We start from the raw sequence: 11597 nt of genomic DNA, 5'->3' as shown, positions 1-11597 counted from the left end.
AGAAGGCCTTTTTATTTTGTCCAGATGAGGTGGTTTAAGCACCAAAACAGCTATTTTTCCCTAAAAACAGTAAAAAAGACAAACACCAAAACGATGTTTGTCTGCAATCTGAAACGACCTCCAATAGGGAAGTCGTTTTCTTATTATTTTCATTTATTTCACAACAATATTAACCAATTTATTTGGTACACTAATCACCTTCACCACTGTTTGCCCAGCGATTTCAGCCTGGACTTTTTCGTCTGCAAGGGCAACTTTTTCAAGTTCAGCTGGTGCTAAGTCTTTGGCTACAGTCAAGCGGGCTTTTACTTTGCCTTTGATTTGGACAACGATTTCCACTTCGCTTTCTACTAGCTTGCTTTCATCATAGACTGGCCATGCGACATAGCTGATTGACTGGCCTGTTGCTACCAGACCCTGCCAGAGTTCTTCTGCCAAGTGTGGTGCAAATGGGGCAATCAATTGGACAAAGCCTTTAGCGTATTCGACATAGACCTTATCTTCCTTGTTTGCTGCGTTGACGAAAATCATGAGCTGGGCGATAGCCGTGTTGAATTTCAGGTCTTCAATATGCTCTGTCACCGTCTTCACAGTTTCATTGTAAACTTTATCAAGCGCTCCGCTATTTTCCGCCACAAGCTCCTTGGTCGTCACGAGGCGATAAACACGGTCAAGGAACTTACGGCTGCCCTCGAGACCTTCTTCTGACCAGGCGATTGACGCATCAAGTGGGCCCATGAACATTTCATAAACGCGGAGAGTGTCCGCACCGAATTGCTCGACCACATCATCTGGGTTGACCACGTTTTTAAGGGATTTGGACATCTTAGCAGGTGCCTGCTCCAACTCCTCACCAGTCTCGATGTGGAAGAAGGAACCATCACGTTTTTCCACCTTGTCTGTCGCCACAAGGGCACCACGGCTGTCGCGGTAGCTAGTCCCCAAAATCATGCCCTGGTTAAAGAGTTTTTGGAAAGGCTCTTTGGTCGGCACAACGCCAAGGTCATAGAGGAACTTATGCCAGAAACGAGCATAAAGCAAGTGAAGAACCGCGTGCTCGGCACCACCGATGTAGATGTCCACTGGCAACCAAGCTTTGAGAAGCTCCTCGTCTGCCAATTTCTCATCGTTGTGCGGGTCGATATAGCGGAGGTAGTACCAGCTAGAACCCGCCCATTGTGGCATGGTGTTGGTCTCACGGCGACCTTTGACGCCGTCTTCACGTGTCACTTCTAACCAATCTGTCAAGTTAGCAAGAGGTGACTCCCCTGTACCTGACGGCTTAATGTCTGAGGTTTTTGGCAATACCAGAGGTAACTCATTTTCAGGTACTGCTGTGGAAGTACCGTCTTCCCAGTGGATGATTGGAATTGGCTCACCCCAATAACGTTGACGGCTGAAGAGCCAGTCACGGAGACGATAGGAAATTTTCTCCTGACCTACACCATTTTCTTCCAACCAAGCAACCATTTTAGCAATGGCTTCTTCCTTATTCAGACCATCTAGGAAGTCTGAATTGATGTGGGCACCGTCCTCTGTATAAGGAGCTTCTTCTACATTGCCACCTTCCAGAACTGGAACGATGTTCAAACCAAACTGTTTGGCAAATTCCCAGTCACGTTCGTCGTGGGCAGGAACGGCCATGATAGCACCTGTTCCGTAGCTTGCCAGCACATAGTCGGCAATCCAGATTGGAATTTCTTTACCGTTGACAGGGTTGATGGCATAAGCACCTGTCCAGACACCGGTCTTGTCTTTTGCTAGGTCTGTACGGGCCAAGTCTGATTTGAGAGAGGCTTGGCGTTTGTACTCTGCTACAGCCTCTGCTTGTTCAGCTGATGTGATACTATCTACCAAGTCATGCTCAGGAGCAAGAACTGCGTAGGTCGCACCAAAAAGAGTGTCAGGACGGGTAGTAAAGACTGTGAAGTCCTTGTCTGTGTCCTTAATCTTGAAAGTCACATTGGCACCGGTTGACTTGCCGATCCAATTGCGTTGCATGTCCTTGATTGACTCTGGCCAATCAACTTCTTCTAAGTCATTAAGCAAACGCTCTGCATAGGCCGTGATTTTCAACATCCATTGGCGCATTGGCTTGCGGACAACTGGATAACCACCACGTTCAGACGTTCCGTCAGGAAGGACTTCTTCGTTGGCGATAGCTGTTCCCAATTCTTCTACCCAGTTTACAGGCACTTCTGCCTCGTAGGCCAGACCTTTTTCATACAACTTGGTGAAAATCCACTGGGTCCACTTGTAGTAGTTAGGGTCAGTCGTATTGACCTCGCGGTCCCAGTCATAAGAAAAGCCAAGGGCGTTAATCTGACGCTTAAAGTTGGCAATATTTTCCGCCGTAAAATCAGCTGGGTCATTTCCCGTGTCCATAGCGTATTGCTCAGCTGGCAGACCAAAGGCATCCCAACCCATTGGGTGCAAGACGTTGTAGCCTTGGGCACGCTTGTAACGGCTGAGAATGTCCGTCGCCGTATAGCCCTCAGGGTGACCAACGTGCAAGCCCGCACCAGACGGATAAGGGAACATATCTAGGGCATAAAAGTTTGGCTTTTCTGCATCTGTTCCCGTCTTAAAAGTATGGTTTTTTGCCCAAAATTCCTGCCATTTGGGCTCGATTTCCTTGTGATTGTAGAAGCTCATGTCATTTCTCCAATAAAATTGATTATTTTTCTATTATACCATGTTTTACGCCGTTTTGCCTGGTCTTTGTGAATTTATGCTATACTAATCTAAGGGAGGAACACATATGGACATCCGAATGATTAGCAAAGAAAACAAAGAAGACATTTTACTGCCCAATCAAGCATTTCCCATTAAAGGAAAGCTGTTGGTCAACTACCACAATCACACCTGGTCCCACTCCGTCCAGCTGGCTGAGACTATTAAATGGCAGACCTTTCCCGACGAGCCTTACAATTTTGAGGAGATGGAGAAAGATTTTCATTTCATCGGTGCCTATGATGGCGACACCTGTGTCGGACTAGCTATCCTGCAGGAAGATATGTTCAACTATATCTACCTTTATGACTTGAAAGTCAATCAAGAATACCGTAAGCAAGGGATTGCCAGTCAACTCATTGATAAATCTAAAGAACTTGCCTTGACCAAGGGCTACCGAGGTGTCCGCACCATCGCCCAAGATAATAATCTCAATGCCTGTCTCTTCTATCTAAGCCAAGGCTTTGAAATTGGTGGCTTCAATACCCACGATTACAAGGGGACACATCAGGAAGGGAAAGCTGATATTTATTTTTATTTGGATTGTGAAGGCAAATGATAACCACAAGAAAAGGATAAATTGCACACTACCGAGTAGGTTGCAACTTATCTTTTTTACATTATTCACCTAGAACTGAATCTACAATGACTTCAAAATCTGTCCGTTCATCACGCGCCTTCATGCCTGCCTTCACATCCAGAACGTAGTCTGTGATGATGCCGTCCACTTCTGAGTTGACAAAACGCTGAATGGATTCTTCCGTATTGACCGTCCAGACGATGACTTTCTTGCCTTGAGCTTTCAGGTCGGCCACCTTTTCTGGACTGGCTTCAGCCTCTTCCATAATCAGATAGTCACCCTGTAAATCCCCTGTCTGACCAATAGAGAAATAATAGAGATAACCAGACACCATTTCAGGATAGGTTTCTTCGATATAGGTAATCAAGCTGTAATCTAGGGAAAGAAGAGCTACTTCCTTTTCAACACCATAGGACTTGACCATGGCGACAATGTCGTCTACCATTTGCTTGTCAGCCGTTTTGCCTTTTAGCTCGATAAAGAGACCTATCTTGCCCTTGCTGGCTTCAATGACTTCCTCAATAGTGGGAACAGGCTGGGCTTGACGGCTACTGTCAAAAGCATCTGCAACTTGCAATTCTTGGATTTCAGCCACAGTCATCTGACTGGAACTGCGGCTGTCACCTGCGACACGTTGGAAATCGCCGTCGTGATTGAGGACATAGTGGCCGTCCTTGGTCCGTTGAATATCGATTTCAGACCAGACCACACCTTCCTCAGCAGCTGCTAAAATACCTGCAATCGTATTTTCAGCACCCAAGTCACCACCTCCACGGTGGGCAACCAGCTCAATCTCACGATGGACTCGGAAGACAGTGTCAAAATCCTGAACCAAGACGTAAGCAAGCCCAAAATTTCCTGCCAAGATGAGCAGAATCAGGCTGGTCACCAAAAATTTGGTCCGCAGGCGAATGGTTGGTAAAATGTCCTCCCGCCACTTACTCGCCTTGGTCGATAAGGTCACCGCAGGGCTTCGACCCTCGGCCTCTTCGTAATCATAAAAGGCATCCGTCACTCGATAAATCATCATCGGCGGGAAGAGGAAGGTCAGAAAGCTGACAATATCCACGACTACAAGGAGGATAAACAAGAGATACAAACGACTTTGATTGGTCTGCTCTGCCTGACTGACCAAAACATAGGCAAGCAGGGCTACCAAAGCAACAAAGAGAGGTAAAAAGTAGACAAGGCCATTTTTCAAAAAAATACCGACAAGTCGCTTGATGAGCGCTCGACCGTATTTCTTTGTCAGGTCAAGAGAGGAGCGAATAGCTGAACCAATCGTTTTCCCACCAATGAGGACATAGTGGAAAGTGAATATCAGTCGATAGCTCAGATAGGTCAATAGCAGGAGAACCCCTATATAAAGCGATAGATAAAGAGGGTTGGCATAAATCACCGAAGTGATAAAGTTGGGAATCTGGAACTGACGCATAGGGCCAATGGTGACACCCAAGCCCAAGAGCGGGAAGATCAAGGACACATAGACCATGAGCAAGAGGCCCGCTGGACTAAAGAGGGACTTGAGGGAGAGCAAGCCCAGCCAGAGCATGTGCCGGGCGGTCATTTCAATCTTTTCTTCCTTTATAAGAGCACTGGTCAAGATAAAGGTGTTGACATCTAAACCAATCAAAATCACCATCATGACCAATGTCACCAAAAGAAAGCCAATCCCTTGGAAGCTCAAGAGAAAGGACAGATAGTCCCCACTAGAAATCCCTGTCCGCCCTGATAAAGCTAAAAAAGTATCAATGGCAAAGGAATACAAGGGATAAATAACCAGAGCCAATAGCCCCTTACTAAGCAATTGGTATTTGGTGAAAAGCCAGACCATCCGACCACGAAAGGCCCAGCTGGTTGAAACCTTCTTTCCTGTTTTCATATCTCCTCCGAAAAACATTTTTTGTTATTGTACCATAATTAATATTCTGGAACAATGTCGACTAGAGAGGGCTATTCCCCACAAGAAAAAGGCTGGGAAATCCCAACCTTTGTCTGTTTTACCAAATAATCACACGGTCTTCTTTGGCACGCCACATGCCGTCGCCTTCTTGAACGCCAAATGTTTCATGGAATTCATCGAAGTTTGGCAACTGGATGTTGGTGCGTAGGTGACCTGGTGCGTGGACATCCACACTAGCCAACATCTGCATGAACTCAGGACGGGCCTTCATTCGCCAGATGCGAGCAAAGTTAGTGAAGAATTCCTCTGCGGAGAAGTCGTCCTCCGACTTGGCTGCTTCAAGAGCTGCTGCAATCCCACCAAGGTCAGCAATGTTTTCTGACACGGTCAATTTACCATTGATTTTGGCACCGTAGGAATCCTGACCTTCAAACTGGTCGATGACCTGCTGGGTACGGGCCTCAAAGGCTGCATAATCTTCCTCTGTCCACCAGTTATTAAGACTACCATGCTCATCAAAGGAAGCACCGTTTGAGTCAAAGGCATGGGAAATCTCGTGGGCAATAACCGCACCGATACCACCGTAGTTAGCTGATGAAGATTGCTCCAGAGAGTAGAATGGCGCCTGCAAAATGGCCGCTGGGAAGACAATCAAGTTCTTCTGTGGATTGTAGTAGGCGTTGACCATGTGAGCTGGCATGCCCCATTCCTTAATGTCCACCGGCTTGTTCCACTTGCTCCAACCATGAGCAATGTCAATCTTGTTTAGTTCGATAGCATTTTCCACCAAGGACTTGCTTGGGTCAACAAGCTTCTTATAATAACGCTCTGGCAAGGCTTCTGGGTAGCCGATGTAAGGCTTGATAACATTGAGTTTGACAATGGCCTTGTCACGCGTTTCCTGAGCCAACCAGTCTGCCGTTTCCAAGCGAGTTTTGTAAACCTCAATCATCTTGGCAACTTTTGCTTCCACATCGGCCTTGGCTTCTGGTGAGAATTTTTCCCCAGCATACCAAAGACCGAGGGCTTGGTTAAAGTAGCCTTGCGCCAAGTTGTAGGCTGCTTTTTCTTGGTTTTGCGCCTGCGGTGTACCAGAAAGGGCACGGCTGTAGGCTCCTGCTAAAATACGGATTTCATCCGACAGGAAGGCTGTATAAACTCCTGCCGCTTTCAAAATCAAGGTCGCCTTCAAAAGCTCCCAATTATCTGCACTGTAAATGTCCTTGGCCGCCTGCCAGAAACGTTCCTCTGGCACGATAATCTTGTCTGGTGTTTGACCCAAAATCGCTGTGAAGAAATCATCCAAAGGCAACTCTGGTGTCAAGGCAGTAAAATCTGCCCACTCGTAGGGGTGATAGAGTTTGGCATACTCAGAACCCTCTTCATTTGACAAAACATACTTGGCAATCGTGGCATCTAGTTCCAAACGCTTATCCAAGAGGTCCTTGATTTCCTCGTTGCTAAAACCGAACTTAGGCAAGAGGGCTTCTTGGCTCTCACGCCAGATTTTGAGTAATTCTGCTCCTTTTTCATGACCTTCTTCATAGTAGGTCGTATCTGGCAGGATAATGCCTAGAGAATCTGCCCAGAGGACATTGGTGGTCGCGTCCATAAAGTCAGGTGCCACACCGAAAGGCATGAGGTTTGGCTTACCTGCTAACTCGAATTCTGCCAACTTGCTGGTGAATTCTTCGAAAGAGTTAAGAGCCTTGTACTCTGCAATCAAGGCCTGGGCAGGTTCTGCACCCAAACGGTCACGGGTTTCATAGTCAGCCACTTGCTTGTGGAAGGCTACAAAGTTTTGCAAAACACTATCTTCTGGGACATCTTCTCCCGCCAACCATGCGTTTGTCGTGTCAATCATGAGCTTTTCAATATCATCCGCCAGGTCTGAAAAACCTCCAGTTCTCGGCTTATCATCTGGAATGACGGCTGTTTTTGCCCATTCACCATTGACGTATTCGTAAAAATCATCTTGTAAACGTGTCATTATTTTCTCCTTTGCTTGTGTGATTACTTACTATAATAACAAAAAAGTCTGACAATTTCATTTGCCAAACTAGGTTTTTAGGGCATTTTTTAGGAAAAAGCTGACGCAGACTGTCAGAAGCCCCATGACCGAACAGGTTCCAGACATGGTCAGGTCAAGCCAGCTGGCAAGACCAAATCCTAGAACAATCATCAGAGTGGCGCAGCATTGCCCCAAAACTAAAAACTGACAGAAATGCTTCGACCAAGGTAAGGCTGCCATACTGGGTGCTAGTAAGAAAACAATGACCGCCATGGAGCCGACCGCTTCAAATGACGAGACAGTTGTCAAGGAAACCAGAAAAATCAATCCCAACTCCAGTCTTTTGGTGGCAATCCCTTGGAGTTTAGCCTGCTCCTTGTCCAAGAGATAGAGGGTCAGAGCTTGAAAATTCAAGAAAAAGAAGACCAGCAAGACCAGTAAGAGCGCGACAGACTTGACCAAGGTCAAGGGTAGCGATAGACCAAAGAGGTCCAGCCTGTTAAGAGGGGCAAAGAGCACCTCGCCCATCAGGACCATATCCAAGTCCAGATGGACATTACGGGCAAAGAGGGAGATGAGAATAACAGCTAGGGCAAAGAAAAAGGTAAAGAGCAAGCCCGTCGCTGCATCCTGAGCCAACTTGCGAGTGTGTAGCCCCTCAATCGCTAGAACTGTCAGTAGACCAAAAACCGCCGCCCCAAACAAGAGCAAGGGGGAATCTAGGCTGTGACTGACAAAGAAGCCCAGTACAATGCCCAAGAGGACCGAGTGGGACAAGGCATCTGCCAGCATGGCCTGATTGCGCACCACCAAGACAGACCCAATCAAGCCACAAGAAGAACCAACAGCTAGTAAAATCAATAAGACCTCAAGCACCTGCATTCTCCTTTCTGATATAGGTCACATAAGCAAAAGCCACCAAAGAGGACAAACTCAAGCAAACAATAATAGCCGGCCCAGTCGATAACCCTGTCACCACCGAACTCACATAGCTTCCAAGTAGGGCTGAAAATCCAGCAATTCCTGCTGCTAATGCCAAGGTCTGGCCATAGGACTTTCCTAGAAGCAAGCCAAAGACGGCTGGAGCTATCAAGAAACTACTCATCAGGATAGCCCCAACCACCTTCAAGCCAACCGCAATCAAACTCATCATCAGAAACAAGGTCATACGGTCAATCTTTTCCACAGGAATCCCCACTAGCTTGGCAAACTCTTTATCAAACAGATAGAGCTTGAGCGACTGGTAGTGCCAGCCAAATAGGAACAAGGCTAGCAAGGCTACTAGGCAAATCAATACAACATCATCCAATTGCATAAAGGCAGCCTGACCAAAAACATAGTTTTCCAAGCCTGCCTGGGCAGCTCCTTGAAAGGCCGCATTGCCCTGAACATACTGCTTGAGAACCAAGCCCAGTCCAAAAAAAGCCGCTGAAACCAGTGCCAAGGCATTGACCCGACTGGTCCGCCCTCCTCGACAGAGCCAGCTGACCAGACCATAGGACAGGTAACCCGAAGCCACCGCTCCAATCAAGAGGAGCAGGGGTTGGCGTGACTGAAAGACCATATAGGACAGGATGATACCTGGATAGGCCGCATGCCCCAAGCTATCTCCGATTAAACTCTGCCTGGTCAAGACGCTAATGGTCCCGATTTGACTAGCTGCCAAGGCTAAAACAAGGGTTCCCAGAGCTACCGTCCAAAAAGAATAGTCCTGCAACAGATCAAACATGACCGAGCCCCTCCTTTAGAAACAAGGCAGGTTCCTGACCAAAGGCAGCTTGATAGGCTTGCAGCAAATCCACCTGATCCATAGCCCCCTCTGCCACCAAACAACCATTGAGCCAGAGGACATAGTCAAAATACTTTTCCAAGGTCAAAAGGTCATGGTGGATAACCAGGGAGGTCTTGCCTTCTTGCTGGAACTTCTTCAAACAGTCCATGATGACTTGCTCTGTCACCTGATCAATCCCAGCCAAAGGCTCGTCCATCATGTAGATTTCAGCTTCCTGGGCCAAGGCCCTAGCTAGAAAGACTCGTCGCCGCTGACCTCCAGATAGCTGGTCAATCTGCCGATTGCGTAAATCACTAATCTTCATCTCTTCCAGAGCCTGCTCTGCCTGTTCCTTATCTAAGGAACTTGGTCGACGGAAGAAACCACTGGTATGGGCAAACCGTCCCATCAGGACAATATCCAGAACCCTTGCAGGGAACTGCCAGTTGACCTGGCTGGCTTGGGGAATATAGGCAACATTTTTTTGAATAACTTGGTCCAGTTTCTCTGACTGACCCAGTAGTGAAACCTTGCCACTTACCCCCTTCTCCAATCCCAAAATCGCCTTAAACAAGCTCGATTTCCCTGCACCATTTGGTCCGACCAGGGCCGCACGACAACCCTTGGGTAGCTGAAAACTGACCCGATCTAGAGCCTTGACCTGTCCTGCACCATAGTGCAAGGACAAATCTTCAACTCTCAGTATTTCTTCCATTCTTCCAACCTTTCTTACTGCAAATGCTCCACAATTAACTGGACATTGTGCTTGTACATATCGATAAATGTCGCTCCCTCTTCTCCTTCTGGCGCTAGGGAATCTGAGAATAGCTCCTTGCCTTCACCGCTTACAATCGCTACCTGACCACCCTTGGCCTTGACAGCTTCCTGCAATTTTTCCATGCGTTCTGGACTGGTCGTTGACTCGGTGAAGATAGCCTTGATACCATGTTCTAAAATCATATTGACCGTTTCAATCATATCGCTGTTAGCAACTTCAGACTCGGTACTAATACCCTGCGGTGCATAGAGAGTAAAGTCGTAGCTGGCTGCGAAGTAGTTAAAGGCATCATGTGGGGTAACTAGGTAACGGCTCTCAGCAGGTAGGACACTTAACTCTTTTTCAATCCAGGCATGTAAGTCATCCAACTGAGCTAAGTAATTTTCCGTATTTTTCTGAATCAGCTCTGCTTTTTCCGGAAGAAGTTTTTGCAACTCCTCTGAAGCTACCGCTACCGCTGATTGATAGAGGGGAATAGAAAACCAGAAGTGAGGGTCCACAATCTGCTCCCCGTCTTCATCCATGGTAGTCAAATCCGACTGGGCAAAGTTCTTAGACACCGCCACGCCTGTCTTTTCCAAGGCTTCCACCATCTTGCCCTCAAAGTGCAATCCATGGTAGAGGACCAAATCTGCCTGCTGCAACTTGGACAGGTCGCTAGTCTTGGCAACATAGAGGTGCGGGTCTTCCCCCGCTGGAATTAGTAGATCCCGCTCCACCTCATCTCCTGCCAGCTGATAGACCATATCGCTGAGGAAAGAGGTCGTAACCGCCACTCGCGGCTTGCTGGAAGCCTCTGGGCTTTGCGTTGAACGACAGGCTCCTAGTCCGATAAGGGACAATAGCAGAGCCAAACTAAGAATTAGTTTTTTCATGATAGGTTCTCCTTTGTATTTTATTAGGTATACTTAACTTTAGTTTTAATATATATTAAAAAAATCTTTCTGTCAATGATTTTTATAAAATTTTGGTATACTATTCTTACTAGAAAGTGAGAGAATATGACACCAAACAAAGAAGATTACCTGAAAGTCATCTATGAACTAGGGCAGACAGAACAAAAAATCACCAATAAGCAGATTGCTGAAAAGATGAATTTTTCCGCCCCAGCCGTTTCCGAAATGCTGAAAAAAATGGTCACGGAGGAGTTGATTGAAAAGGACAAGACAAGTGGTTATCTCCTCAGCCAAGTCGCCTTGGAAATGGTAGCCAACCTCTACCGCAAGCACCGCCTGATAGAAGTCTTTTTAGTTGAACAGCTTGGCTATTCCCCTGAGCAAGTCCATGAAGAAGCTGAAATTTTAGAACACACCGTTTCAGACCATTTTATCAACCAACTGGACAAACTGCTGGGCTATCCCCAAACCTGCCCACACGGTGGTAGCATTCCTAAAGAAAACCAGTTGCTTGTGGAACGCTACCAGACCCGGCTGTCCCAACTGACCGAAACCGGTAGCTACCAACTGGTTCGTATCCATGACTTCTACCAGCTTCTCCAATACCTCGAACAACATGAGTTAGCTGTCGGCGATCAACTACTTGTGATAGCCTTCGACCAGTTTGCCCAGACCATCACCATCCAGTACAAGGACAAAGAACTGGCTATCCCTATAGCCATCGCCCAAGAATTATTCGTAGAAAAAACCAATCGCCCAGCCTAATATGATATACTCCCCTTATAGTGGACAGCGAAAAAACAAAAATTTTTACTAGAAACTATGAGGGGAGTTTTATTATGTCCAAAAGAAGTCCAAAATCTGTCTCTGAGAAACTAGAAATTGTTCTACTGCACTTGGAAGCTGGGAAAGCACTTAGATGGTT

General features: G+C 46.8%; 9 protein-coding genes. 2 read left to right on the top strand and 7 right to left on the bottom strand.

All coding sequences use genetic code 11. The annotated features are described in order from the left end of the window. Positions 1 to 153: 153 nt before the first annotated feature. Positions 154 to 2655: a leucine--tRNA ligase gene (leuS, locus tag C1E99_RS14395; RefSeq protein WP_105207859.1), complete on the bottom strand. Its 2502-nt coding sequence runs from the start codon at positions 2653 to 2655 to the stop codon at positions 154 to 156. Between the two features lie 106 nt (positions 2656 to 2761). Between leuS and C1E99_RS14390 the strand changes: the two genes are divergently transcribed. Continuing rightward, positions 2762 to 3292 (top strand): GNAT family N-acetyltransferase, encoded by a 531-nt coding sequence (locus tag C1E99_RS14390; protein ID WP_238146264.1) that lies wholly within the window; start codon positions 2762 to 2764, stop codon positions 3290 to 3292. Positions 3293 to 3353: 61 nt separating this feature from the next. Here the strand turns inward: C1E99_RS14390 and C1E99_RS14385 are convergent, their stop codons facing one another. The 6 genes from C1E99_RS14385 to C1E99_RS14360 all read right to left on the bottom strand — a co-directional run bounded on the left by C1E99_RS14385 (position 3354) and on the right by C1E99_RS14360 (position 10651). Then, positions 3354 to 5195 (bottom strand): glycerophosphodiester phosphodiesterase family protein, encoded by a 1842-nt coding sequence (locus tag C1E99_RS14385; RefSeq protein ID WP_105207858.1) that lies wholly within the window; start codon positions 5193 to 5195, stop codon positions 3354 to 3356. A gap of 118 nt (positions 5196 to 5313) precedes the next feature. Then, the gene (locus C1E99_RS14380) at positions 5314 to 7206 is read right to left on the bottom strand and encodes a M13 family metallopeptidase (protein WP_105207857.1); all 1893 of its coding nucleotides are present in this window, start codon (positions 7204 to 7206) and stop codon (positions 5314 to 5316) included. Between the two features lie 69 nt (positions 7207 to 7275). Further along, on the bottom strand, positions 7276 to 8103 hold the full coding sequence (locus C1E99_RS14375) for a metal ABC transporter permease (protein WP_105207860.1): 828 nt from the start codon (positions 8101 to 8103) through the stop codon (positions 7276 to 7278). Then, the gene (locus C1E99_RS14370) at positions 8096 to 8956 is read right to left on the bottom strand and encodes a metal ABC transporter permease (RefSeq protein ID WP_105207856.1); all 861 of its coding nucleotides are present in this window, start codon (positions 8954 to 8956) and stop codon (positions 8096 to 8098) included. The genes C1E99_RS14375 and C1E99_RS14370 overlap by 8 nt, the downstream gene beginning before the upstream one ends. Beyond that, the gene (locus C1E99_RS14365) at positions 8949 to 9713 is read right to left on the bottom strand and encodes a metal ABC transporter ATP-binding protein (protein ID WP_105207855.1); all 765 of its coding nucleotides are present in this window, start codon (positions 9711 to 9713) and stop codon (positions 8949 to 8951) included. Before C1E99_RS14365 ends, C1E99_RS14370 begins: the two co-directional genes overlap by 8 nt. 14 nt (positions 9714 to 9727) lie before the next feature. Further along, positions 9728 to 10651, bottom strand: a complete 924-nt coding sequence (locus C1E99_RS14360) for a metal ABC transporter solute-binding protein, Zn/Mn family (RefSeq protein ID WP_105207854.1) — start codon at positions 10649 to 10651, stop codon at positions 9728 to 9730. A gap of 126 nt (positions 10652 to 10777) precedes the next feature. Here C1E99_RS14360 and C1E99_RS14355 point away from each other — a divergent pair, with 126 nt between their 5' ends. Next, positions 10778 to 11437, top strand: coding sequence for a metal-dependent transcriptional regulator (locus C1E99_RS14355; protein ID WP_105207853.1), 660 nt, complete (start codon positions 10778 to 10780; stop codon positions 11435 to 11437). Positions 11438 to 11597 lie beyond the last annotated feature (160 nt).

The organism is Streptococcus suis, from assembly GCF_002964045.1.
Taxonomy (GTDB): Bacteria; Bacillota; Bacilli; order Lactobacillales; family Streptococcaceae; genus Streptococcus; species Streptococcus suis_U.
Note: the sequence above shows the minus strand (reverse complement) of the source record. Positions and strands in the feature narration are given on the sequence as shown.

What these genes read in the sequence shown, in the direction of transcription:
- leuS (WP_105207859.1), bottom strand. Translation starts at nt 2,655, where the DNA reads ATGAGCTTCTACAATCACAAGGAAATCGAGCCCAAATGGCAGGAATTT.
- C1E99_RS14390 (WP_238146264.1), top strand. Translation starts at nt 2,762, where the DNA reads ATGGACATCCGAATGATTAGCAAAGAAAACAAAGAAGACATTTTACTG.
- C1E99_RS14385 (WP_105207858.1), bottom strand. Translation starts at nt 5,195, where the DNA reads ATGAAAACAGGAAAGAAGGTTTCAACCAGCTGGGCCTTTCGTGGTCGG.
- C1E99_RS14380 (WP_105207857.1), bottom strand. Translation starts at nt 7,206, where the DNA reads ATGACACGTTTACAAGATGATTTTTACGAATACGTCAATGGTGAATGG.
- C1E99_RS14370 (WP_105207856.1), bottom strand. Translation starts at nt 8,956, where the DNA reads ATGTTTGATCTGTTGCAGGACTATTCTTTTTGGACGGTAGCTCTGGGA.
- C1E99_RS14365 (WP_105207855.1), bottom strand. Translation starts at nt 9,713, where the DNA reads ATGGAAGAAATACTGAGAGTTGAAGATTTGTCCTTGCACTATGGTGCA.
- C1E99_RS14360 (WP_105207854.1), bottom strand. Translation starts at nt 10,651, where the DNA reads ATGAAAAAACTAATTCTTAGTTTGGCTCTGCTATTGTCCCTTATCGGA.
- C1E99_RS14355 (WP_105207853.1), top strand. Translation starts at nt 10,778, where the DNA reads ATGACACCAAACAAAGAAGATTACCTGAAAGTCATCTATGAACTAGGG.